This is a genomic window from Vallitalea okinawensis, from assembly GCF_002964605.1.
GTDB classification, from domain to species: Bacteria; Bacillota; Clostridia; order Lachnospirales; family PQDH01; genus Vallitalea_A; species Vallitalea_A okinawensis.
The window spans coordinates 1,081,064-1,105,256 of the sequence record NZ_PQDH01000001.1 but is presented as its reverse complement, the minus strand read 5'-3'; the positions used below and the strand labels follow the sequence as shown (position 1 = coordinate 1,105,256).

Annotated in this window: 25 protein-coding genes; 23 read left to right on the top strand and 2 right to left on the bottom strand. The window is 32.8% G+C overall.

The window, feature by feature from the left end:
- The first annotated feature begins 3 nt into the window (after positions 1–3).
- The 17 genes from C1Y58_RS05065 to C1Y58_RS04985 all read left to right on the top strand — a co-directional run bounded on the left by C1Y58_RS05065 (position 4) and on the right by C1Y58_RS04985 (position 17,181).
- Positions 4–1,272: a sensor histidine kinase gene (locus C1Y58_RS05065; RefSeq protein WP_105614887.1), complete on the top strand. Its 1,269-nt coding sequence runs from the start codon at positions 4–6 to the stop codon at positions 1,270–1,272.
- Between the two features lie 667 nt (positions 1,273–1,939).
- Positions 1,940–3,058 (top strand): hypothetical protein, encoded by a 1,119-nt coding sequence (locus tag C1Y58_RS05060; protein WP_105614886.1) that lies wholly within the window; start codon positions 1,940–1,942, stop codon positions 3,056–3,058.
- Positions 3,045–3,182 carry a cyclic lactone autoinducer peptide gene (locus C1Y58_RS05055; protein WP_105614885.1) on the top strand — a complete coding sequence of 46 codons (138 nt, stop codon included), beginning with the start codon at positions 3,045–3,047 and terminating at the stop codon, positions 3,180–3,182. Before C1Y58_RS05060 ends, C1Y58_RS05055 begins: the two co-directional genes overlap by 14 nt.
- A 37-nt stretch (positions 3,183–3,219) precedes the next feature.
- Positions 3,220–3,915, top strand: a complete 696-nt coding sequence (locus C1Y58_RS05050; protein ID WP_157949955.1) for a response regulator — start codon at positions 3,220–3,222, stop codon at positions 3,913–3,915.
- 7 nt (positions 3,916–3,922) lie between these two features.
- Positions 3,923–4,525 (top strand): accessory gene regulator B family protein, encoded by a 603-nt coding sequence (locus tag C1Y58_RS05045; RefSeq protein ID WP_105614883.1) that lies wholly within the window; start codon positions 3,923–3,925, stop codon positions 4,523–4,525.
- Positions 4,526–4,834: 309 nt separating this feature from the next.
- Positions 4,835–5,425, top strand: a complete 591-nt coding sequence (locus C1Y58_RS05040; protein ID WP_105614882.1) for a DNA-3-methyladenine glycosylase — start codon at positions 4,835–4,837, stop codon at positions 5,423–5,425.
- Positions 5,426–5,470: 45 nt separating this feature from the next.
- Positions 5,471–6,754, top strand: a complete 1,284-nt coding sequence (locus C1Y58_RS05035) for a M18 family aminopeptidase (protein ID WP_242985328.1) — start codon at positions 5,471–5,473, stop codon at positions 6,752–6,754.
- 109 nt (positions 6,755–6,863) lie between these two features.
- A complete protein-coding gene (locus C1Y58_RS05030) occupies positions 6,864–7,709 on the top strand; it encodes a DegV family protein (protein ID WP_105614880.1) in 846 nt (281 codons plus the stop codon).
- A gap of 84 nt (positions 7,710–7,793) precedes the next feature.
- Entirely contained in the window at positions 7,794–8,312 is a 519-nt protein-coding gene (locus C1Y58_RS05025) for a DUF6106 family protein (protein ID WP_105614879.1), read from the top strand.
- Positions 8,313–8,331: 19 nt separating this feature from the next.
- The gene (gene guaB, locus C1Y58_RS05020) at positions 8,332–9,786 is read left to right on the top strand and encodes an IMP dehydrogenase (RefSeq protein WP_105614878.1); all 1,455 of its coding nucleotides are present in this window, start codon (positions 8,332–8,334) and stop codon (positions 9,784–9,786) included.
- 440 nt (positions 9,787–10,226) lie between these two features.
- A complete protein-coding gene (locus tag C1Y58_RS05015) occupies positions 10,227–11,066 on the top strand; it encodes a phosphate ABC transporter substrate-binding protein (protein WP_242985327.1) in 840 nt (279 codons plus the stop codon).
- Positions 11,056–12,000, top strand: coding sequence for a phosphate ABC transporter permease subunit PstC (pstC, locus tag C1Y58_RS05010; RefSeq protein ID WP_330404386.1), 945 nt, complete (start codon positions 11,056–11,058; stop codon positions 11,998–12,000). Before C1Y58_RS05015 ends, pstC begins: the two co-directional genes overlap by 11 nt.
- Before the next feature lie 54 nt (positions 12,001–12,054).
- Positions 12,055–13,146 (top strand): phosphate ABC transporter permease PstA, encoded by a 1,092-nt coding sequence (pstA, locus tag C1Y58_RS27130; protein WP_105614876.1) that lies wholly within the window; start codon positions 12,055–12,057, stop codon positions 13,144–13,146.
- Positions 13,147–13,230: 84 nt separating this feature from the next.
- Complete coding sequence (gene pstB, locus C1Y58_RS05000; protein WP_105614875.1) at positions 13,231–13,983, top strand: phosphate ABC transporter ATP-binding protein PstB; 753 nt, start codon at positions 13,231–13,233, stop codon at positions 13,981–13,983.
- Positions 13,984–13,997: 14 nt separating this feature from the next.
- Positions 13,998–14,648 (top strand): phosphate signaling complex protein PhoU, encoded by a 651-nt coding sequence (gene phoU, locus C1Y58_RS04995; protein WP_105614874.1) that lies wholly within the window; start codon positions 13,998–14,000, stop codon positions 14,646–14,648.
- Positions 14,649–14,746: 98 nt separating this feature from the next.
- On the top strand, positions 14,747–15,442 hold the full coding sequence (locus C1Y58_RS04990) for a response regulator transcription factor (protein ID WP_105614873.1): 696 nt from the start codon (positions 14,747–14,749) through the stop codon (positions 15,440–15,442).
- 5 nt (positions 15,443–15,447) lie between these two features.
- Positions 15,448–17,181 carry a HAMP domain-containing sensor histidine kinase gene (locus C1Y58_RS04985; RefSeq protein WP_105614872.1) on the top strand — a complete coding sequence of 578 codons (1,734 nt, stop codon included), beginning with the start codon at positions 15,448–15,450 and terminating at the stop codon, positions 17,179–17,181.
- A gap of 78 nt (positions 17,182–17,259) precedes the next feature.
- On the opposite strand, the gene C1Y58_RS26990 is transcribed toward C1Y58_RS04985, so the two are convergent.
- Positions 17,260–17,391: a hypothetical protein gene (locus tag C1Y58_RS26990; RefSeq protein ID WP_278286069.1), complete on the bottom strand. Its 132-nt coding sequence runs from the start codon at positions 17,389–17,391 to the stop codon at positions 17,260–17,262.
- Between the two features lie 21 nt (positions 17,392–17,412).
- Positions 17,413–18,336: a permease gene (locus C1Y58_RS04980; RefSeq protein WP_105614871.1), complete on the bottom strand. Its 924-nt coding sequence runs from the start codon at positions 18,334–18,336 to the stop codon at positions 17,413–17,415.
- A gap of 244 nt (positions 18,337–18,580) precedes the next feature.
- Between C1Y58_RS04980 and C1Y58_RS04975 the strand changes: the two genes are divergently transcribed.
- From C1Y58_RS04975 to C1Y58_RS04950, 6 genes are all read left to right on the top strand, one after another.
- Entirely contained in the window at positions 18,581–18,934 is a 354-nt protein-coding gene (locus tag C1Y58_RS04975; protein WP_105614870.1) for a winged helix-turn-helix transcriptional regulator, read from the top strand.
- A gap of 403 nt (positions 18,935–19,337) precedes the next feature.
- Positions 19,338–20,333, top strand: coding sequence for a LacI family DNA-binding transcriptional regulator (locus tag C1Y58_RS04970; RefSeq protein WP_105614869.1), 996 nt, complete (start codon positions 19,338–19,340; stop codon positions 20,331–20,333).
- Positions 20,334–20,387: 54 nt separating this feature from the next.
- Positions 20,388–21,752 (top strand): extracellular solute-binding protein, encoded by a 1,365-nt coding sequence (locus C1Y58_RS04965; protein WP_105614868.1) that lies wholly within the window; start codon positions 20,388–20,390, stop codon positions 21,750–21,752.
- 72 nt (positions 21,753–21,824) lie between these two features.
- Positions 21,825–22,733 carry a carbohydrate ABC transporter permease gene (locus tag C1Y58_RS04960; protein WP_105614867.1) on the top strand — a complete coding sequence of 303 codons (909 nt, stop codon included), beginning with the start codon at positions 21,825–21,827 and terminating at the stop codon, positions 22,731–22,733.
- A complete protein-coding gene (locus C1Y58_RS04955) occupies positions 22,733–23,608 on the top strand; it encodes a carbohydrate ABC transporter permease (protein ID WP_105614866.1) in 876 nt (291 codons plus the stop codon). The genes C1Y58_RS04960 and C1Y58_RS04955 overlap by 1 nt, the downstream gene beginning before the upstream one ends.
- Positions 23,609–23,620: 12 nt before the next feature.
- Positions 23,621–24,148 carry a hypothetical protein gene (locus C1Y58_RS04950; protein ID WP_105614865.1) on the top strand — a complete coding sequence of 176 codons (528 nt, stop codon included), beginning with the start codon at positions 23,621–23,623 and terminating at the stop codon, positions 24,146–24,148.
- Positions 24,149–24,193: the final 45 nt, after the last annotated feature.

The window sequence follows — 24,193 nt, the reverse complement described above, 5'->3', positions numbered from 1 at the left end:
AAAGTGTTTTTATATGCAGTTGATTTTCTAGCTAATTTAGTAGGACTATTACTAATTTATTTTTTTCTACTCAATTTTTATGAACATAGGTTTGAGAATAGAATTTACATAGGGAGTATCATAGCTCTTCAAATATTTTTACTAACAGTTGCCAGCTACATATTTAATCAAGGCGATATTTATCGTTATCTATTTATTTCAATAAGTATTTTCTTATTGGTAGGTATTTTTAAAGGTGATTTGTTAAAAATGAGTGTACCAATAGTGCTTTGGGTTATAGCTATTGGCATAGTGGATTTTGCTGTGAAGGTTTTATTAATCTACAGTTTTCACATTCCTTTTGAAAGCTTCTATCAGCATAATAATAGTGCATTGATGCAACTTTTTGTATCAAGAGTTTTACTGGCATTTATTATGCGAGATTGTTATTACTATAAGGTATCACCAAGAAATTTGAAGAGGATCTACATATACGAAGGAGCCATTAGCGCAGTGGTTATGATAATCATTGTACTAGTACTCCCAAATCTAAATACAAATTTGTCTATAGAATTGGTGCTAATAGGGATAGTAGCAGCGATAGTTGGTTTCAGTTTATTAGTCATTAAGCTGATTGAAAGAATTGTTGATTACTCCATTAGAGAAGCAGAGTACGATGTACAGGGACAATACATTAAAAGCATGCATGATTTTGTACAACAACTCCGTGCCCAGCGACATGATTTTAATCATCATATTGGTTGCATATATGGTTTAATGGATACAGAAAAATATCAAGAAGCTAAGAAGTACATTGAGCAACTTCTGATTAATACAGAAGAATTAAATGCTTTAGTTAATACGAATAATCCTTATGTGACAGCTATTTTAAATCATAAGTTAAGCTTGGTCAGAGAGATGGGGATTAATTTAGAAGTGGATGTAGACATACCACTGAAACTTCAGATTAAGCCAGTCTACTTATCCATATTATTAGGTAATGCCATTGATAACGCTATTGAAGCCTGTGAAAAAGTTGAGGGGTATCGCTATATATCCATTCAAATTTATGAGAAGTTAAGTTACCTCATCATCAATATTAAAAATTCCAAAGTAGAAAGTTATCATAAACAAATCAAAACAACAAAGGGGGATAAAGAAAATCACGGTTTTGGATTAAAAAACATTAATCATGTTGTGAAGAAATACAATGGGAAAATGGATATTATAGAAGGGAGTGAAGAATTTACATTGAATATATTCTTAAATAATATTGCAGGAGATACTGCATAAGCAAAGAACGAAATTCAAGTTTGGCTTCATATTTTTCCAAATAGGACGTTTCAGCGTCCAAATAGGACAACCCTATTGATATATTGTACACAAGATGCTATATTTATAACCAGCTAAGGATAATAAAAGTGAATTGAGTACGCGTAAAAGATACTAGGGATTGTTCAAAAAAATATAAAGTAAACAATTGTAGTATAGTACCAATAACTAAATATCATACTTTTTGTTAGATAGTTGCGTTCCTGTTTTTCATTTTTATAGTGTAGGAAAGTTAGCGTTTTGCTCCCAAGTTACCTTGCTTTCCTGGACATACAAGAAAGTGACGTGGTCCCTTTCTTGTAAAGATCATGAGCGGTTGCTGTAGTTGTGTAATAGCCCTAATATGCCCCATATGTTTCTATTACACCATTGCAGCTAGTAATTTGATATCTATAGGTAATCGACATACCTATGATATGTAATTTGGAGTACATATAGATAATTGGAACTGTTTCACTTCTTCTTCAAGTTCAGTTCCAGGCAAATAACTAACAAAAGTGAGAGAATACCTGGATAGGGTATTTTTTCGCTTTTTGTTTTATAATATAAAATATGTGAATTATTTGAAAATTATTATTGCATTAATTTCTAAATTGATGTAAAATAAGAGGATAGGAAGGAATATGTAATGTTTGATAATATAATAAACGTTTTGAATCATTTATCTGTTCAACAACTTCTGTACAGTGCTGTGGAAGAGATAACACTTTTCTTAGTGGCTTTAGGGGCTTGGAAAGGCAAGAGTCTTTTACAATATATACGCAATGATAAATTAATCTTCATATCAAAACTTGCGGTTTCAACTTTTCTTTTCATTTTAGTATACATAATAAGATTAGTATTACATATAGAGAATTTTAATGTTGTTGTGCTAATATCGTTAATGTCAGTTATAGTTATTTTAAAATTTATTTGGGGACTTAGTCTAAGAGCATCTGTATTTTGCTCATTAATTACAATGAGTTTATTAATGAGTATAGATTTGATTAACTTTATGTTATATACGATTAATATCGTTGATTCAATGATTTTTCCGAGAATAATTCATTTGATTATACTCATATTCATTTTAAGATTAAATATTGATGATGAGAATCCATTGATATACATTAAGTGGGAGCGACTTGATGATGCATTAAAAAATAAATTATCGTTAGTATTTTCTGTATTAATCATAAGTTATTTAAGTCATATCTCAATAATGAATCTAACTACAAATGTAGCTATAAACGTCAATGCCATTGCAGGAGAAATTGTAATGCTTAGTTTATTAGACTTAGCATTGGTAGCTATAGCATTCTCCATTTTACTTAGTAAAAATGAAGTCAATAAGCAAGAAGGTCCTAAAATCAATCATATCTATAATATAGTTGATTTAAATAAGGTTATACATAGGTTTAATGAGCATAGTCAATATGAAATAAAATATCGCATAGATAATGAACTAATTCAATTGAAAAATTTTGATTATATCAATGTATTTAATTATATAATCATGTTAATTAATTTGATAAACGATTCAATTGATATTAATTTTATCTATACATATAAAAGTTTAGCCGTAGCTATAAATATTGAAGGATCTACAGAGTTGTTAAACAGTTTATTGACAAAAAAAGAATATCACATAAATAAAGAGAAAATTACTGATGTGCATAATCTATCTATAACTGAGTGTTATGACCAGAATATAGATAGAATAGTAATAAAAATTCAAAAGAGGAGTGAAGAAAATGAAAAGTACTAAAATTAGAATGGTGACAATGCTTATTTCTGCACTATCCATGTTCGTAACATACTTTGTGAGTGCAAGTGCTTGTGCATTCCGTTATAATCAACCTAAAGTACCAGAATCAATGTTAGAAGATTAGGCTTAGACCTAATCTTCTTAAGAGAGGTGATATAACATTGAAAATAGTCATTGTAGAAAAAGATAACAGATTAGCAGAGATATATTCAGATGTTTTAAAGAAGCAAATTGAAGATTGTACCTATAATTTATTTCAAGATGGTTTTGATGCTTTAAATTATATAAAGTATACTCGACCTGAGATGATTGTTTTGGATAGCATGTCACCAGGTATAATGGGTATCGATTTAGCTAAAGAAATTTGTTATATCTATAATCCGATTATTATCTTGATAACAAATGGAGTAGATTTACAACTTGCTAATAAAAATAATAAATTCATTGATTATGTTTTTAGCAAACCTGTTGATTTTAGACTATTTAAGTCGGTTATTAAAGAACAACTGGATAGTTTTAACGATGATCGATTACATCAACCAAGATTAATGCAGAAAGATACATTAGTCTGCAATGAAGATGATTTAAGAGATGTGATTTTAAATGTCTTAAAAGATGTTAATGTTAATTTAAAAACAACTGATCAAGAATTCTTAACAGATGCTATCCAGGTTTATATTGATCCTGATAAGGAAAGTATGTATAAAGAATTGAGTATGAAATATAACATTGTTGAGGATAATGCTTTTAAAAGACTTCGTGCAATAACTCACTTTATTAATGGTAGGATTAACTTGAAAATGGATAATGATGATTTGATCCTGCAGCTAGCAGAAGAAGTGCTGAAGAGAGGTTAGTGACAGCATGAATATATCTGAAAAAATAAGTACTTTTTGTATTGAACTTGTTGAAAAGGAAAATAAGTTGGATGAGAAAACCAAAATTCATTTTATTTATGCAGTGGATCATATTATTAGAAATATTGTTTTCTATATCATATTTGTCCTTATATTGTGGGGAGTTGCTACACTAAATAAAGAAGTTGCTATTTTAAGTATTATTAATTTCATCGGGTTTTATTTCATGCGAATAAACTATGGTGGTTATCACTTATCAAGTGCAAAGGTTTGTTTTGCCATTACAATAATTATTCCTTTGATAAGTGGGGTTATAGCAAGTCTTGTAACAATTCCAAGCGTACTCGTTATCATAATCAATATTTTATTAGTAGGAACTATTATAAAGTGCGGTATTGTAGAACATCCAAATAAAAAGTTACCTGAAAAAATGAAAAAAAGATTAACGAAGAGAGGGCATATTACCCTCGTTCTTTTTCTTTTAATTCAGTGTCTATGCCTTAATTATCCTCATGTTCTTACAGCGATAGCTTTAACGGCTATCATTACAATTATTGATTTGAACTTAGGTAGGATATATAACTTTAAAGAGGTTTACGATAGTCATTGATTAATAATCTGTTATTTTAAAACATGTATTACAAGTAGTCCAAGTGGCTACTTTTTTTGATGTAAAATAATATATCAGCAATTTTTTATTGTAATTTAACCAGAATGAAAAAAAGTTGCACTAGAAAGCCTAAAATTCGTATTTTTACTGTATGTTTAATCCACTATTTGCTATAATAAAAGTGTGAAAATAAATTTACACTTTGTGGTTGTGTTTTTGCCCTTGAAAGTAAGCAAGGTCATGTCACAAATGATAGTATCAAAAGGGTTCAATATGTTAAGTTGAATATAGATTGCAAAGAGGATGTTTATGAGGTTAACTAGAGAATTCTATTATAGAGATACACTTCAAGTAGCCAAAGATTTATTAGGCAAAATGATTGTACGTTATCATAACCAACAACTTTTAAAAGCTATGATCATTGAAACTGAAGCCTATATAGGTACTATTGATAAAGCGTGTCATGCTTATGGCGGTAGAAGAACTAATCGTACAGAGGTGATGTTCAGTAAAGGTGGTCTTTTATATGTTTATCAAATCTATGGTTTACATTTTTGTATGAACGTAGTTACTGAAGAAGAAGGGACTCCTTGTGCCGTTCTCATACGAGGTGTGCAGCCAGTAGAAGGTATTGATTCTATGGCGAAACTGCGCTATGGACAACGTTATGATGAGTTAACATCCTATAAAATCAAAAATTTTTCTAATGGACCAGGAAAGTTATGTCATGCTTTAAGTATTGACAAGAGTGACAACGGAATTGATCTTTGCCATAGCAAAAAAATATATATTAGTGATACAGGATTTAAAGCAAGTGATATTCATGAGAGTAAGCGAATCAATATTGATTATGCTGAAGAAGCAAGAGATTTTTTATGGCGTTTTCAAATTAAACCATAAGCTTTTTCTAATAATGAACAACATTACTATAGAGGAGGATTTATTGTGAGTGTACAAAACTTATTATCATTTATCAATGAAAGTCCTAACAGCTACTACGCTGTTCTTAACATGGAAAAAAATCTAGAAATGGCTGGATTCACAAAGCTAAATTTGCAAGATCAATGGAGCCTTGAAAAGGGTGGTAAATACTTTATTAAGCTATATGACACATCTTGTATTGCTTTTCACATTAGTGAGAGTATCTTTGACGAGTTTGGTTTTAAGGTTATTACAGCCCATACAGATAGCCCATCTATAAAAATCAAACCGAATCCTGATATGAGTTTTAAAAATTATGTTAAGCTAAATTGTGAAATCTATGGAGGACCGATACTATCAACATGGTTGGATCGTCCACTTTCACTGGCTGGAAAAGTAGCTTTAAAGAGCAAAAATCCATTGAAGCCTAACTGGGAACTTGTCAATATTAAGAGACCTATTATGACCATACCTAATTTAGCGATTCATATGAATAGAGAGGTTAATAAAGGAGTAGAATTAAATAAACAGACAGATATGCTACCCATCATAGGTCTACTAGAAGATCAATTGGAAAAAGAAAATTACTTAGCTAAATTGTTAGCCAAGGAAATTGGTGTAGACATTGAGAGTATCATGGATTTTGATCTCTATTTATATCCATTCGAAGATGGGTGTAAAGTTGGAGCTGAAGAAGAATTCATTTCAGCAGGGCGCTTAGATGATTTAGCAATGGTATCAGCAGGATTAGATGCATTACTTCAAAGTCAACCTAAAACAGGCGTCAATGTTTTATTAGCTCTTGATAATGAAGAGATTGGTAGTAGAACAAAGCAAGGTGCAGATTCACCTGCGTTTCGTATGATCTTGGAAAGAATTTGTATTAATCTAGGATTAGATCGTGATGCATTCCTGCAGACTGTATTTAATTCCTTTATGTTATCAGCGGATATGGCACATGCCATTCATCCAAATAGACCTGAAAAACATGACCCCGTTAATCAGCCAAAGATGAATCAAGGACCTGTTATAAAATACAATGCTAATTATAAATACCCAACCGATAGCACTGATACATCAGTTTTTGAAAGTATATGTGTGAATCTAAGTATTCCTGTACAGAAGTTTGTTAATAAGTCCGATCAACTAGGTGGGAGTACAATTGGTGCAGTGAATGCAGGTCAATTACCTATCCGTACAGTTGATTTAGGTATGCCAATGTTAGCTATGCATTCAACAAGAGAGCTAATAGGTACGAAAGATTATGATTACACAGTAGAAGCGTTCACTGGCTTTTATAATCTTTAAAATAAAAACAGTAAATTGAATGACTTCATGAGGATTATCATATTGCAAGATGGAAATGAAATTATTTCCATCTTCATTCACATTAAAAGAGAGTGTTAGGAGGAATAAAATGAATGGAAATTTTAAGATTATTGTAGATAGTGGTTGTGATTTATCTGCAAAGATCAAAGAATTATTAAACGTGAAGTTAGTTCCATTGACTCTACAACTGAAGGACAAAATTTATAGGGATGATGACCAGCTAGATGTCAAGCAATACATTGAAGATATGCGTAATTGTGAGATAGCCCCAAAAACTGCATGCCCATCACCAGAAGATTTTGTTGAAGCCTATGAAGTCGATGAAGATAATGTTTTTGTTGTTACTTTATCAGAAAAATTAAGTGGTACATTTAACAGTGCAAAACTAGCCAAAGATATTTACACAGAAGAGAAAAAAGATAAGCGTATTCATGTTTTTAATTCTAAAACAGCTTCAATAGGAGAGACCTTAATAGCATTAAAGATTCATGAACTGGTTGAAAAATATCAAGACTTCAATGAAGTTAAAGAGACTGTTGAAAGTTATATTGACGAAATGAAAACCTTCTTTATGCTTGAAAACCTTGACCACTTAGCTAAAGCAGGTCGTTTAAAGACGGCTATTGTAAAGATTATGAACATTTTAAATGTTAAATTAGTCCTTGGTGCTAGTGATGAAGGTGAGATTCGTCTGGTTAATAAAGTAAGAGGTAATAAAAAGGCCTTTAAAAGATTTGTTGATGTTATTGGCGAAGAGGGAAAAGACTTTGAGAACAAAATCCTTGGAATTGCTCACTGTAATTGTTTAGAAAAAGCCCAGGCATTTAAGAGAGAAGTTCTTAAGCGTTATAATTTTAAAGAAATCATTATAGTAGAGACAGCTGGTATCAGTACGACCTATGCAGATGAGGGTGGAATTATAGTAGCGTTTTAGGTATGATAATTTTTTTCTCATACCTTAGTCTTGATTAATAGTAAATAATATGATAATATTATGCATTAATAGGAAGGTGAACATATGGAGAAAAGTTTTTTTAAAGAACAGATTGTGAAAAAGCAAGCAAATGGTATGGATATGCTCATGAAAGCGGTTATTGTCATTGTAGCGATTGTTTTAAGTTTCTTTTCATTTATCTTCTTAAGCTTTCTAGCCGTTGTTGCTGTAGCAGCAATTTGGTTTGGAGCTTGGTTTTTACTTCAAAGAACTAATAAAGAATTCGAGTATGTATTTACAAACGGTGATTTAGACATTGATACTATTTATAGTAAATCTCGTAGAAAACGTTCCTTTTCAGCTAACGTTCGCGAGTTTGAAACTGTTGTTAAAGTAAACGATTCGAATTATACTAGTGAAATTAGAAATTTTGAACAAGCATTAGATTTTTCTAGTGGAGTTAATGAAAATAATACTTATGCGGCCATGTTAACCTACAATGGCAAAAAAACTAAGATGCTTTTCGAGCCTAATGAAAAAATTCTTGAGGCTATGAAACATTATATACCACGTAAATTAAAGTGGAAAAAATACGGACAATAAGAAAGAGAGGACTTGACCAATGCATAAGATTATTAAAGAGGGTATAACCTTTGATGATGTACTTCTTGTACCAGCACATTCTAAAGTACTTCCAAAGGATGTAGATGTTTCTACGAAATTAACCAAAAAAATTAGCTTAAATCTTCCTTTAATGAGCGCAGGGATGGATACAGTAACTGAAGCAAGAATGGCTATTGCTATGGCACGTCAAGGTGGTATTGGTATTATTCACAAAAATATGCCTATTGAAAGACAAGCTGAAGAAGTAGACAAAGTTAAACGTTCTGAGAACGGTGTTATTACTGATCCTTTTTATTTATCACCAGATCACTATGTGTATGAAGCTAACGAGTTGATGGCTAAGTATCGTATTTCTGGAGTACCAATTACTGTTGAAGGTAAATTAATTGGGATTATTACTAACCGTGATTTAAGATTTGAAACTAACCATAACAAGAAAATTTCTGAAGTTATGACAAGTGAAAATCTTATAACAGCTCCTGAAGGAACAACATTGGAAGAAGCCAAAGAGATATTATCATCTCACCGTATTGAAAAGCTTCCTATTGTTGATAAGGAACGCAATTTAAAAGGGTTAATTACAATAAAAGATATTGAAAAAGCTATACAATATCCTCAATCAGCAAAAGATGGTCAAGGTCGACTTTTGGTTGGAGCAGCAGTTGGAGTAACAAATGATATAATTGATCGCGTTCAGAAGCTTGTTAATGAAAGTGTTGATGTGATCGTCATTGATACAGCTCATGGACATTCACAAGGAGTTATTAACGCAGTCAGAAATGTTAAAGAGGCTTTTCCAGAACTACAAATAATTGCAGGTAATGTAGCGACAGCAGAAGCAACGGAGGATCTTATTAAAGCTGGTGCTGATGCTGTTAAAGTAGGGATTGGACCAGGTTCAATCTGTACAACTCGTGTTGTAGCAGGTGTTGGCGTTCCGCAACTAACAGCTGTTTATGATTGCGCAGAAGCTGCAAAACCATATGGAATACCTGTTATTGCAGATGGTGGTATCAAATACTCTGGTGATATCGTTAAAGCCATTGCAGCAGGTGCAAGTGTTTGTATGATGGGAAGTATGTTTGCTGGATGTGAGGAAAGCCCTGGTGCTACAGAGTTATTCCAAGGTAGAAAGTTCAAAGTATATAGAGGTATGGGTTCATTAGCAGCTATGGAAAAAGGTTCAAAAGACCGTTATTTCCAAGAGGATGCTAAGAAATTGGTTCCAGAAGGTGTTGAAGGACGTGTACCATATAAAGGCTTTGTTGAAGATGTCATCTTCCAATTAATCGGTGGGTTACGTGCTGGTATGGGTTATGCAGGAGCACCTACTATCGAAAGAATGAAGGAAGATGCTCGTTTTGTTAAGATAACAAGTGCATCTTTAAAAGAAAGTCATCCTCATGACATTCAAATGACAAAAGAAGCTCCAAACTATTCTGTAGGAATGTAAATTTAAAATGAAATCTTATAATTAATGAAATCTTTAAAGCAAAAAGGCTAGCCCTTTTTGCTTTTTAAAGTTAAATTGTAAAGAATTGTTAAGATATATACTACAATATTGAAAAAATATGGAAAATAAACTACAATATAATTGTCGTATCTGTTTTATATATATGAAACCTTTTATCAGCGGAGGATGGAGATCCTCCTTTTTGTTGTCTTTTTTTATTCTCTGAGAAGCGATTCTCGTCACCCTACCCAAATTCCAAAAGAATACTTTACATAAACTTAACTTTTCTATGATGGTGCTTTTACATGTCCTTGTTATAGTATAGTTGTGCCAAGGGAAAGTAATAAAATTGCCCTTGCTTAAATAGATAACAAGATAGTTTAAAGCATAAAGTAACATTCAAAAAAATTATCTAAGATATAATAACGGAGGTTATGGAAATGAAAAAATTAAGTTTATTACTAGCAATTGTATTATCTTTCTCATTATTTTTTGTAGCATGTGGATCTGATAACCAAAGCAGTGACTCAGTCCCCCTATCTTTAGAAGGTGAAGTTACAATTTCGGGTTCAACTTCTGTGGAAAAAGTTATGGTTGGTTTAGCAGAAGAGTTCATGGCATTAAATCCAGGTGTTGAAGTAACCTATGAATCCATCGGTTCATCAGCAGGTATTAAGAATGCTAATGAAGGAATCACTATGATCGGTACAGCATCAAGAAACTTAAAAGAAAAAGAAGTAGCATGGGGGATTGAGAGCAAAGCAATCGCTTACGATGGTATTGCAGTCATTACACATCCAAATAACTCTGTAAGTGAATTAACCAAAGATCAAGTAGCAGCAATCTATAAAGGCCAAATTACTAACTGGAATGAAGTTGGTGGTGAAGATCAAGAAATAGTTGTTGTATCTCGTGAAGATGGTTCAGGCACTAGAGGTGCTTTCGAAGAAATCGTTGATTTCGAAGATGCATTAACAGCGACAGCAATTTTAGCAGAAGGTAATGGTAATGTTCAGACAACAGTAGCAGGCAATCCAAATGCAATCGGTTATGTATCCTTTACCTACATTAATGAAACTGTTCAATCTGTTTTAATTGATGGCTCAGAACCTACTACAGAGAATGTGTTAGCGGAAACTTATCCAATAGCAAGACCTTTCCTAATAGCGTATCATGAAGAAAATTTATCAGAAGAAGCCAAAGTATTCATGGACTTTATCTTTACATCTGAAGGTCAATACATTGTAGAAGAAAAAGGTGGTATTCCAGTTGCTAACTAAGATGGAGAATCAACAGAAAAAAGGTCTTTTTAAAGATGGTAATAATAGAAAGAAGTATGAAAAAGCAGCAGAAATATTTTTCTTGGCAAATGCAGCTATCGCTATTGTTAGCGTATTTGCCATAGCCCTTTTTATCTTTTACAAAGGGCTACAGCCATTCATGCCACTAAATGAAGAAGGCACTTATTCATTTATAGATTTTATTACAGGAACTCAGTGGCGTCCGCATGACGAAATATCACAAGCTGCATACGGTATATTTTATATGATCATTGGGTCAATCTTCTCAGCAACAGGTGCTATCATACTAGGGGTACCCCTAGGTATATTAACTGCTGTTTTTATGGCGGAGATCGCGCCAAAACCAATAGCTAAATTAATGCGTACAGCTGTGGAATTATTGGCAGGGATTCCTTCTGTATTTTTTGGAATCTTTGGTTTAGGATTTATCGTTCCCAAAATTATGGCTTCATCTCCTTATTCGCAAGGCCAGTCGCTACTAGCCGTTATTTTAGTACTGACGATTATGATATTACCAACGATCATATCCTTAGCTGAAAACGCAATTCGAGCAGTACCGGATACTTTTCGACAAGGTTCATATGCATTAGGAGCGTCTAAGATTTATACAATATTTAAAGTTGTCTTGCCTGCTGCAAAATCTGGTATTCTAGCTGGAGTAGTATTGGGTACAGGAAGAGCTATTGGAGAGACAATGGCTGTTATGCTTGTAGCTGGTAACCCCATAGCAGGTATTCCTACGAGTATATGGGCACCAGTACGTCCAATGACCACAAACATTGCTCTAGAAATGGGTTATGCTTTTGGACTTCATCAGGAAATGTTGTTTGCCACAGGTGTTGTATTATTCATTTTTATTATGATTATCAATATTGTCTTTAATAAAATCGCTTACGGTATGAAGTCCAGTTAGAGGGACTTAAAGAGGAAGAAGGTTTAAGTTGAAAACTGACAAGCAGGTGAAGGAATGAAATCAAATACATTGAAAAGTTATAAAGAACGCTTACAGTATTTATTGGTTTATGGATCAGCCATTATAAGTTTTGGAATTCTTCTTGTTATTGTAGGATATATATTTTATCAAGGAGTAGGCCATTTAAGCATAGGCTTTCTCAAAAATGACTATGACTCGAAAACTGTTTATGCTACAGTCTCTGTAGATGAATTAGGATTTAGCTTGGAGAAAGATGAAGAAGGTAATTATGTCATAGATGATATTACGAATATAGATATAACGAATACTGCCAAAGATCCACAAGGTAATGAAGTGGATTTTGATAGAGGCGATAATATTATATCAATCAATATGAAGAATATAGAAGCATTAGATCAGGAAGCCATCAACCAATTGATTGATGATGGTGATGGTGAAACGCTTATAAAGCTTAAAAAAGCTGGTGGCGGAATATTTCCAATGATTATTACCACATTAATTATCATCGTATCATCATTAATCGTTGCAGTTCCCATTGGGATTTTCTCTGCAATTTATTTAACAGAGTATGCAAAGCAAGGCAAATTGATTCGAATTATTCGATTTTCTGTGGAATGTCTAGCAGGAATTCCGTCAATTATTTACGGCCTTTTTGGTATGTTATTTTTCGTGACCATGCTTAATTTTAATTACTCGGTTTTATCAGGCGCATTGACTATATCTATCGTGCTATTACCAATTATTATACGTACTACTGAAGAGTCATTAAAAACTGTTCCTATGTCTTATAGAGAGGCGTCTTTAGGCCTTGGTGGTACCAAAATACAAACCATCATGAAAGTTATTATTCCAAGTGCCTTACCGGGAATAATGACAGCAGTTATCTTGAGTATTGGACGTATTATTGGAGAGTCAGCTGCATTATTATTAACTGCTGGAACAGCGGCAAAAATTCCTGATGGCTTACTTTCATCTGGCTCCACATTAACTGTTAAAGCTTATTTAATCGCGAAAGAAGAAGGCGATATCGCTGCGGCTTGTGCTATAGGTGTAATCATCATTTCAATTATTTTGTTACTAAATCTAATAACAAAGATGATTGCTAAAAGGCGTCAAGCACTATAATGACAACATTGAGATTAAAAAGTACTAGAAAATAATAATTCGAAAAGTAATATGCTTATGAAGCATTGATATGAGGTGAATTGAGTGAATACAACCTTTGAAATTAAGGATTTAAATCTATATTATGGAACGCACCATGCCTTGAAGAATATTAATATGGAAATATATAAGAATAAAATTACAGCATTAATTGGTCCATCGGGGTGTGGTAAGTCAACGCTATTAAGAACCCTTAATCGCATGAATGACTTAATTAGTGATGTGAAAATTGATGGTCAGATACTTTTAAGTGGTCAAGATATTTATGGAGATATTGATGTTATCTCACTTAGAACAAAAGTAGGTATGGTATTTCAGAAGCCTAACCCATTCCCAATGTCCATTTATGATAATGTTGCTTATGGACCAAGACTCCACGGGCTAAAGAATAAATCAAAACTTGACGAAATAATAGAGAGAAGCTTAAAACAAGCAGCAATCTGGGATGAGGTTAAAGATAACCTCAAGAAGAGTGCTCTCAGCCTATCTGGTGGTCAACAGCAAAGACTTTGCATTGCGAGAGCATTAGCTGTAGAACCAGATGTTTTACTAATGGATGAACCAACATCGGCTTTAGACCCAATATCAACTTTAAAAATCGAGGATTTAGCTGCAGAATTAAAAGAAAAGTATACTATCGTTATGGTTACACATAATATGCAACAGGCAGGCCGTATTTCAGACTATACAGCGTTTATGTTATTAGGAGATATGGTTGAGTATGATGTAACCAATAAAATCTTTAGCATGCCAAGAGATCAACGTACTGAAGACTATATTACAGGGCGTTTTGGTTAAGGAGGATAAAAAGTATGAGATTCGAGTTAGATCGAGAGCTAAAAGTTATACACGATATGCTTATTAAAATGGGTACACTTATTGAAGAAGCAATAGTTAATACTATTAAAGCTTTAAAAGAACAAGATAAAGATTTAGCTAAGAAAGTTATTGAAATGGATGATGAAATAGATGCCCTAGAAGAAAAGATAGAGCAGGAATGTATCAGCATTATTGCGTTACAAAATCCAAAGGCATCTGATTTGAGGGAAATTACATCTGTATTAAAAATGATTACAGATTTAGAGCGTATAGCAGATCATTGTGCTGATATAGCAGAGTATACGCTTAAATTAGCTGATGAAACCTATATAAAACCTTTAGTGCACATTCCAGAGATGGCTGATCGAGTTAAAGAGATGGTTAAGCTCACTATTGATTGTTATGTGAAGAAGGATGTAAAAGTAGCTATAAAAGTATGTGAGATGGATGATATTATTGATGAGTATTTTGATAATTTAGTAGATGAACTAAAGGGTATTATGCAAGCCAATCAAGAGGTTATACCACAATGCCTTCATTTTATTTTCATCGTTAAATATTTAGAGAGAATGGCAGACCATGCAACCAATGTTTGTGAGTGGATCGTTTATAACATTACTGGTAAGCACGAAACTTTAAATTAATTCATTGTCAACAGTAAACTTTTATAGTATCATAGTGATAAGAAATAAATATTTTGTCAAAGATTGAATAATAAGTAATTATCCTATGAGGTGATTGTTTGAAACAGAAAAATATATTAGTTGTTGATGATGAAGCACATATCCGAGAATTGCTGCGTTATAATCTAGAAAACTCAGGATATGTTGTAGAAGAAGCAGAGTCCGGAGAAGATGCATTGCAAAAAATTGGAGAACAGACATTTGATTTAGTTTTATTAGATGTTATGTTACCAGGTATTGATGGATTAGAGGTTTTACGTAAAATCCGTCAAGAAAATGATCAAAGGAATTTACCAGTTATTTTATTGACTGCAAAAGGTGAAGAAATCGATAAAGTTGTTGGTTTAGAGTTGGGAGCCGATGATTATATCGCCAAGCCTTTTGGTATTTATGAGTTGCAGGCAAGAATAAAGACAGTCTTTAGACGCCTTGAAGCCTATGAGGTAAAAGAGCAACCTCAAGAAGAAAGTATTAAAATAAATGATTTAATTATAAATAAGAGCCAGTATCTCGTAGATAAGAAGGGGAAGTCCATTACATTAACCCATAAAGAGTTTGAGCTCCTCTATTTACTTGCTAGGCATCCAGGAAGGGTATTTAATCGTGAATTCCTATTGGAGACAATCTGGGGTTATGAATATATTGGTGAATCAAGAACGATAGACGTTCATATTCGAAATATTAGGAAGAAATTAGAAGGCGACTATATAGCTACAATTAGAGGTGTAGGATATAAGTTTGCTGATGAAGGCTGATTAAAATGAAAAGAAGGCTTATTTTTTATAGCAGTATACTGATTGGTATACTGGTTATTTTTATTACAATGATTTCTTATCAAAAAAACTACGATGTTTATAAAAAACAAGCGAAGGATGATTTATATAAGCAAGGCTTACTTGTGGATCAAGTACTTATAGGCGCTGTAGATTTAGTTGAATTAAGTGAACGTATTGATTATTATAGCACAGCTTTAGATAACCGTATTACCATTATTGATGAGTCAGGACAAGTATTAATAGACAGTGACTATGATCCACAAACTATGGATAATCATGGGGACCGACCAGAGGTTATACAAGCCTATGAAAAAGGGTATGGTAGTAGTATACGTCATAGTTCTACCTTAGGAGTAGATTATTTGTACGTCGCCATTCGTTCAGATAACCCTTTAATGAATTATGGTGTTATTAGACTGTCAATACCTTTAAGTGAGATCCAAGAGGTTGGTATAGAAATGTTAAAGCTTAGCGCTATCGGTATCATAGTGGGAAGTATTCTGATCGTATCAATACTTTATATATTAATCAATCAGTTTATGGCACCTCTTGATCAATTAACCAATGCTGCTATGACTATTTCTAAAGGTAATTATCGTACTCCAATTATTATTCATGGTGATGATCAAATAAATAAATTAGCTGATGCCTTTGAAGACATGCGAGTTGAGTTAAAGAAAAATATGACGAAACTTAAGCAGCGAAATGATGAATTAGTATTGATCCTTAAAAGTATGGTGAATGGTGTAGTAGCTGTAGATCGTGATTTTGATATCATGTTTACCAACGATGCTTTTTTTCAATTATTTAATATTGAAGCTGAGGAAGATAAAAAATCTCTTCATGAAGTTATTAGATTATCACAACTTTATGAAGTCATTGAAAGAGTAATTGCTGAAAGGCAACCACAACAAGAACTGATTAACAGAGAAGATAGTTCAAAAATATATAAAGTAGTTGGTAATCCGATAAATTATAAAAGTAAAACAATAGGCTGTCTACTCTTGATTCAGGACATAACTGAAAGAGTGAAGCTAGAAAACATGAGAAGTGATTTTGTCTCCAATGTAACCCATGAGTTAAAGACGCCATTAACCTCTATCAGAGGGTTCGTTGATACATTACGCCATGGTGCACTTCATGATGAGAAAGTAGCCAATCGTTTCTTAGAAATCATTGATATAGAAGCTGAACGTCTATCTACTCTTATTGAAGATATTCTACAATTATCAGAGATTGAAAATAGAATTGTTGAAAATAGGCAATTAACTGATTTGAAACAAGTAGTTGAAGAAATTCTACCTTTAATGATCGAGAAGGCATCTAAAAAAAATCTACAAATTACTTATCAATTAGATGAAGACTTACCACTTTATTTTTGTAACAATTATCGAATCAAGCAGCTACTTATTAATTTAGTTGATAATGCTATTAAGTATACAGAAGAAGGTCATGTTCATCTTCGATTGAAGTATTTAAGGCTAGTAGATGCAATTGAAATATCAGTTAAGGATACTGGTATAGGCATTCCCGAAGATCAAATTGACCGTATCTTTGAGCGTTTCTATCGTGTGGATAAATCTAGATCCCGTAAGATCGGTGGAACAGGTCTTGGTTTATCAATCGTTAAGCATATAGTGGAGTTGTATGATGGAGATATAAGGGTAGAAACTAGTCTTAATGAAGGAACAAACTTCATCATAAAACTTCCCTATTAAAAAGTGTAATTGAAATCAGAATTTACATGGCATTTGAAAGGCGGTAAGTGAATGGTCATTTACCGCCTTCTTGACTAATTATTTTTTAGTTTTTGTTGAATCTTTTTTGTTTTTATCATTTTCTCCAGATTCCTCTACTATTTCTACCCCACAATTACAACTAGATCCTTTTAAAATTTGATTCAATAAAGATTTTTTTTGCTTTTTCATGTGAGTCCACCTCCTTCAAATTTAAAATATAAGATTAAACATATATCCAGTAATTGTTGCAACAAAGAAAACGGCAAGAACAAAGGTTATAACCATTTTCTTTTTAAATATAGTATTGAGTAGTGTTACCTCTGGAATACTTGCACCTGCACCTCCAATGACTATTGCCATTATTGCTCCAATGCTCATACCAGAAGCGTTAAGTGCCTTAGCAATAGGAATCATAGTCTCAGTCCGTACATACATAGGTACTCCTATAATGGCGGCAACAGGTACAGCAAATAAATTATCTGGTCCTGCAACTTTAGTAATGAATTCTTCCGGTACGAACCCATAAATAAATGCTCCGATGCCAGCACCAATGAATAAATAAGGTATAACTTTCTTGAATAAGTTCAAAGTATCCTTAAGTGCTAAAATGAAAACCCTCTTATGTTTTTCGACTTTTGTGCCTACTATAGCATCATAAGTTAAATCCCCACCATGACCACCTTTAATAGACACATTTTTTATTTGATCTTCCATACCTAACTTTTCAAGTATGATTCCTATGACTACCGCAAAGATAAATGTGAATATTGAATAGATAATCGTTGTTTGTATTCCAAAGAACTTCATAAACAATATGAGTATCATGGGATTTAATATTGGTGAGGATATTAAAAATGAGATAGTGCCACCAAAGGGCGCACCACTTTTAAATAATCCTACTAGTATTGGGATGGTTGAACAGGAACAGAAAGGAGTGACAGCACCTAAACCAGCCCCAATAATATTTTGAAGACCTTTAGGTGGCTTTGTTAATATTTTTTTGATAGTTTCTTGAGAAATATATCTTTGTAAAAGTGCCACAATAAAACTGATTATTAAGAATAATGCGATAAGTTCTCCCATTATTAACTTAAAAAAATCAAGCGCAACAGATAAGTTATTAATTTCAAACATGAATGCAACCTCCTAGTTATAAAATTGTGAATGCAATATTATTATAATGTATATGATAAATAAGTAAAGTACGCACTTTTAAGTGATTAGTTACTAATTAGATACTGTAATAATGTAAAAAGATCATTAAAATGAATTAGTATTGAATTATCATAAGAGAAGAGATATGATTATTAATAGAAAAATAATAGAGAATAAGGATGCCAATAGATAAATTCATAGTTAGGAAATGGAGGAGTTAATCATGAGTGAAGATATAAATTTTGAAGACTATACCAGTTCACATTGTGGCATTGAATTGACTTTATCAGTTATGGGAGGAAAGTGGAAGCCTCTGATATTATGGTTTTTAATAAAAAAAGGGACAAAGAGATATGGAGAGATTAGAAGATTTATACCAACGGTCACCAATAAAATGCTAAGTCAACAATTAAAAGAATTAGTGAATGATGGTTTGGTATCTAGAAAGGACTATAAACAAATACCCCCTAAAGTAGATTATTCAATCACTGATAAAGGTAAGAGTTTACAACCCGTATTAGATTTTATGTGCATATGGGGGCTAGAACAAACTAAAACCTTTAATAAAGTGAAGTGAAACTTACTAAGTACCATCTAAATCTAAGAATGATAAAGAAGATAGAAAAAAGTATTTTTAGTATTAGGAAAAATAGATAAATTTTAAAATAATTATTGAATAATTATATGTAATGTGTTAGAATGAATTTGAAATTAATTGAAACGTTTCGAATATGCTTATTTGATAAGATTTGTAAGAATCGAATGAAAAATTTTAATGAGAAATTGACTTAATTAATTTTTTTTGAATATTTATCGAAACGTTTCTATGAATAATATATTGTTATCTTTTTGATATAAGATTATTTGTAAGTAAATTACTAATAATCACACATGGATTGTAGTATATTGTCATTAATCAATAGTTTTCATGATCATACATACCTTATAATATTAGAAACGTTTCAAGAGAGGTGATGCAAATGGCAACAATAAAAGATATAGCAAAAAAAGCAGGGTTTGCAATTTCAACAGTATCTTATGCCTTACATAATGACCCCAGGGTAAGTGAAGAGACTAAGCAAAAGGTATTAAAAGTTGCAGAAGAACTTAATTATCGACCTAATGCCTATGCTCGAAATTTGAAGAAGCAGAAAACAGAAACCATAGGATTATTTTTAAACGAACTTGCAGGTCCATTTTATAATCAAGTGATTAAAGGTGTTGAAGAAGTTGTCTATTCACATGGTTATGATTTAGTTGCTTGTAGCACATATGGGGGAGAGAAAAGCACGGCTCGCCGATATTTAGAGGAAAATAGAGTGGATAGTGCCATCATACTTTCAGGCGCATCAATATCTGATGAACTCATACTACAAGTTGCTAGTAAAGATTTTCCCATTGTACTATTAGATCGGGAATTGAAAGGTCAACACGTCTATAGTGTACTCATCGATAATTTAACAGGAGCTTTTGAAGCGATGACTCATTTAATTAAACTGGGGTATAAGAAAATAGGCTGCTTAACTGGACCAAGTAATTCTTATGATAATGAGAAACGTATACTAGGATATCAAAAAGCATTACAAGAAAATGATTTAATTGATAATCCTCGTTGGGTTATACAAGGAAATTTCACTGAACAAGGTGGTTATCAAGCCATGAAAATGATGCTGGCTAGTGGTGAGTTACCTGAGGCAATCTTCTCAGCTAATGATGAGATGGCAATAGGTGCTTTACAAGCGCTTCATGAGGCTGAAATAAAAGTACCAGAGAATATCGCTATTGTTGGATTTGATGACATACAATTAGCTTCATATGTTAATCCTTCATTAACAACAGTTAGACATCCTAAGTATGAATTAGGAAGCTTAGCTGCACAGATTGTATTTCAAGCTTTGCAGCAAGATTACTTTGCAGAAACCATTGTCTTACCTACCAAATTAATTGTTAGAGAGTCTTGTGGCTATAGGTCATAGACTTTTTATACATATGGCAAATGCCAAAAAAATTAACTTTCAGGAGGAATCATAATGAAGAAAGTGAGAAAAATCATTGCATTAGTACTGACAATAAGTTTACTAAGCAGTGTTTTTGTGGGTTGTAGCCAAGATAAGCCTAGCGATACCACAAAGACTGAGGGATCTAGTACTACTGACAATCATAGTCAAGACCTAGTTAATGAAAAAGAAATCAGTAAAGAGGATTTTGAAGGAGAAATTTCTATAGCGCTCCCATCAGGTGACTATATCGATTTTATGAAAAATGAAATAGTACCTTATTTTCAAAATGAGTATCCTAATGTATCTGTAACATTGTCTGATGATCAAAATGTGGATACACGCATTGCGGCTGGAGATGCACCAGATATTTATGCAGGGGTGTTTGGCTATCAACCTGCGAAGTATTCAAAAACAGGCAATTTAGTTAATTATGAAGAATTTGACGATTACAATGAAGTTTTTGACCGTATCAGTGAGAATTATGTAATGCGAAATTTTGATGGGGTTTATTACGTTCCTTGGAATGCAACAACCCAATTAATGATTTATAATAAAGAACTTTTTAGAGAAGCTGGATTAGATCCAGAGAATCCACCACAAACCTTTGACGAATTTTTAGAAGCAGCCAAGAAAATTGATGAACTACCTAACAGAGAAGACGGTTCCGACGTCTACGGTACAATTTTCTGGAATGACGCATTGGCATGGGGTGGATGGTACTGGACCATGTTATCACAAATATACTATAACATGAATGATGGTCGATATCAATTATTTAATGAATATGGCACAGATATCGTATTTGATCAACCGGATGCCCATATGGTGGAATTTTTTGATTTTATAAGAAGTGCACAGGAATTAGCACCTCCAACAATGGAGAATAATTTCTTTGCTAGAAATGTGGGTATGTGGTTGCAGTTTGGCTATGGGTGGAAGGCTAACTTAAAAGAAGCCCAGGGTGAACCTATGGTAATAGGTGAAGACGTAGGAGTTGCACCAATTCCTACACCTAAAGAAGGTGATACCCATTGGTCAACCTTAGATGGTCGCGCCTTAATGATTTTTAAGAGTAATCCGGAGCAAGAAAAGATTGCATGGGAATTTGTGAAATTTCTTATGAGAGATGAATATAACTTAGCTGCATGTAAGGCTCTAGGTCAATTACCAACACTGAAATCATTAGTGAATGATCCATACTTCCAACGTCCAGAAGCAAAACCATTTGTTGATCAGCTCCAAAACACCCTTCCAAACGAACCTATAGCAGAACTAGATGAAGTAGCCAATATTATTCAACAAGTTTATGTAGAAACAGTGATTGAACAAAAAATATCATCTGAAGAAGCGGTAAATAAGGCTGCTGAGAAGGCTAGAGAAGTATTGACGAAATAATAATGTTGTCTGTAATTTCCTTTAACTTCCTAAAGGAAGTTGCAGGCATTTTTCTTGAAAGGAATGAAAGCAATGAGAGGAAGAAAGCTAAAGCTATCAAATAAACAAAAATGGGGTTATTTCTTTATATCACCCTTTATTCTCTTTTTTGCTGTGTTTCAAGTTTATCCAATTTTTCTTGCCTTTAAGAATAGCTTTCAAAAGATTAATTTATTAGAACCAGAGAAAGCACAATTTGTAGGTTTTGAGAATTGGGTTACAGCAGCAACGGATGAGTTATTCTGGAAATCTGTTTTTAATATTTTTTATAATCAAATCATTTTTATAACCTTAACCTTTGTTATTGGATTAACTTTTGCATTGTTACTTAAAGAAATTACAGTAGCTGGTTCTCTATTTCGGACTATCTACTTTTTGCCTGTTATAACATCAATAACTGTAGCGATGGTACTTTTTAATTTTGTTTCCAGTCCTCAAGGACCCCTTCAGTCCTTAATGATGAAATGGGAAATCATTAAAGAGCCGGTCTTTTGGCGGTTCAGTAAGTGGTTACCGATGCCGATATTAGCGATATTTAATAGTTGGAAATGGTTTGGAGTACAGATGATTATTTTTCTTGGAGGACTTGCTTCCATTAATCAAAATGTATATGAGGCTGCAGATATAGATGGGGCAGGGTGGTTTAAGAAGCTCTTTAAAATAACTTTACCCTTGTTAAAACCACAGATCATATTTGTATTAACGATGAATATTATAAATGGACTACAAATGTTTACGGAAGTATTCATGAACTTTGATTTACTTGGTGGACCTTACAATTCAGGGTTAACTCCAGTCATGTATCTTTATGCTAAAGGATTCGATAAAATGCAAATGGGTAGTGCAGCAGCGATAGGGTTGCTGTTGGCTTTATTGATATACACACTAACAATGTTACAAATGAAAATATTAAATTCAAATAAAGAGGAGGCGATCAAATAATGCTCAATAATTTAAGTAAACCGACAAAGAACAAGCAAAAAGATCGAACTCCAATAAAAAAAGTAAAACCTAAAATGGTTATTATTTATACGTTATTAATTCTAGGGCTTTTTGTTGTCATGTATCCCTTTGCTTTTATGATTATGAATTCTTTTAAAACTGGTCCTGAAATTATGCATCAACCTAATGCATTTCCAACAGAGTTATCTTTTAGAGGTTATATTGGGGTTTTTCAAACATTAAATATACCAAGATTATTTGCTAACACCATTTTTGTTGCTGGTAGTATTACATTGTTGAATACGATTTTTGCGTCCATGGTAGCATATGGTATTGTTAAGTGCGATATCCCAGAAAAAGAAATTCTAACGAAAATAATATTGGCCTCAATGATGATTCCAGGTATTTTATTACTCATACCTACATACATGATGATGTACAATTGGGAATGGGTAAATACATACCGTGTTCTTATTATACCTGCAGCAATAAGTGCTTATAATATTTTTTTGATGATGCAGTTTATGACGCAAATAGAGGATGCTTATTTAGAAGCTGCCAGAATTGATGGTAGTTCAGAGTGGTTGGTATTTTGGAAGGTGGTTTTACCCATGGCTAAACCTGCTTTATCCACAGTAGCTATACTAACTTTTATGGGAGCATGGAATGACTTTTTTGGACCATTACTTTATATTAGAGACGAGTCACTTATGACATTACAATTAGCTCTTTTTAAGTTTCAAAGCTCTATTCCAGGTGAAAACTTAGAACAAATATGGGCAGCTACCACGTTAATTACCCTTCCTGTTGTAATTGTTTTCTTTTTCATGCAAAAGAATTTTATAAAGGCATTTACAGGAGTGGGATTGAAATAGGAGTGATGAGACATGTTAAAACAACAGTTACGCTTAGTTTTAATCATATTAGGATTTATTATTGTTTCATATAGTTGGGTTTGGCTTCAGTCATATAACCGTTCAAAAGAATATTATGAAATGGCTATGAGTAATTTTGAAAAAGGTGACTATATTGTAGCTATAAAAGGAAAAAGGGTACTGAAAGAGGATGAATCGGGTTATATCTACCAAGGAGGATTGCAGCAAGCTTTGGAGATATGGGATAGCCCTTATGCTATACCAAAGCCCAATATTTATTTAGAGGCAGAACTTCAGATCGATCATATTATCAATGAGAAAATTGATCTTGGTATGGGGAAAGATGCATTTAAATCCTATTTCCAACTGGATAACAGATATCTGCCTGAAATTTTGATACGAGTTGGCGAATTATATGAAGAACAGAATGAAATGAATAAGGCAATAGAGATCTATACAATAGTGAAAGATGCTTTTGTATATGATAAGGCAATGGTTAATGAAGCTATTCAAAAAATTGAACAACTTGAGATGGATTAACTAAACTAATCCAGCCATTCATTAAGGAGATTAAAGTGAATTGAA

Coding starts and splice junctions, on each gene's coding strand:
- C1Y58_RS05060 (WP_105614886.1), top strand. CDS start 1,940: ATGTTTGATAATATAATAAACGTTTTGAATCATTTATCTGTTCAACAA.
- C1Y58_RS05055 (WP_105614885.1), top strand. CDS start 3,045: ATGAAAAGTACTAAAATTAGAATGGTGACAATGCTTATTTCTGCACTA.
- C1Y58_RS05045 (WP_105614883.1), top strand. CDS start 3,923: ATGAATATATCTGAAAAAATAAGTACTTTTTGTATTGAACTTGTTGAA.
- C1Y58_RS05040 (WP_105614882.1), top strand. CDS start 4,835: ATGAGGTTAACTAGAGAATTCTATTATAGAGATACACTTCAAGTAGCC.
- C1Y58_RS05030 (WP_105614880.1), top strand. CDS start 6,864: ATGAATGGAAATTTTAAGATTATTGTAGATAGTGGTTGTGATTTATCT.
- C1Y58_RS05025 (WP_105614879.1), top strand. CDS start 7,794: ATGGAGAAAAGTTTTTTTAAAGAACAGATTGTGAAAAAGCAAGCAAAT.
- guaB (WP_105614878.1), top strand. CDS start 8,332: ATGCATAAGATTATTAAAGAGGGTATAACCTTTGATGATGTACTTCTT.
- C1Y58_RS05015 (WP_242985327.1), top strand. CDS start 10,227: ATGAAAAAATTAAGTTTATTACTAGCAATTGTATTATCTTTCTCATTA.
- pstA (WP_105614876.1), top strand. CDS start 12,055: ATGAAATCAAATACATTGAAAAGTTATAAAGAACGCTTACAGTATTTA.
- phoU (WP_105614874.1), top strand. CDS start 13,998: ATGAGATTCGAGTTAGATCGAGAGCTAAAAGTTATACACGATATGCTT.
- C1Y58_RS04985 (WP_105614872.1), top strand. CDS start 15,448: ATGAAAAGAAGGCTTATTTTTTATAGCAGTATACTGATTGGTATACTG.
- C1Y58_RS26990 (WP_278286069.1), bottom strand. CDS start 17,391: ATGAAAAAGCAAAAAAAATCTTTATTGAATCAAATTTTAAAAGGATCT.
- C1Y58_RS04980 (WP_105614871.1), bottom strand. CDS start 18,336: ATGTTTGAAATTAATAACTTATCTGTTGCGCTTGATTTTTTTAAGTTA.
- C1Y58_RS04975 (WP_105614870.1), top strand. CDS start 18,581: ATGAGTGAAGATATAAATTTTGAAGACTATACCAGTTCACATTGTGGC.
- C1Y58_RS04970 (WP_105614869.1), top strand. CDS start 19,338: ATGGCAACAATAAAAGATATAGCAAAAAAAGCAGGGTTTGCAATTTCA.
- C1Y58_RS04965 (WP_105614868.1), top strand. CDS start 20,388: ATGAAGAAAGTGAGAAAAATCATTGCATTAGTACTGACAATAAGTTTA.
- C1Y58_RS04960 (WP_105614867.1), top strand. CDS start 21,825: ATGAGAGGAAGAAAGCTAAAGCTATCAAATAAACAAAAATGGGGTTAT.
- C1Y58_RS04955 (WP_105614866.1), top strand. CDS start 22,733: ATGCTCAATAATTTAAGTAAACCGACAAAGAACAAGCAAAAAGATCGA.
- C1Y58_RS04950 (WP_105614865.1), top strand. CDS start 23,621: ATGTTAAAACAACAGTTACGCTTAGTTTTAATCATATTAGGATTTATT.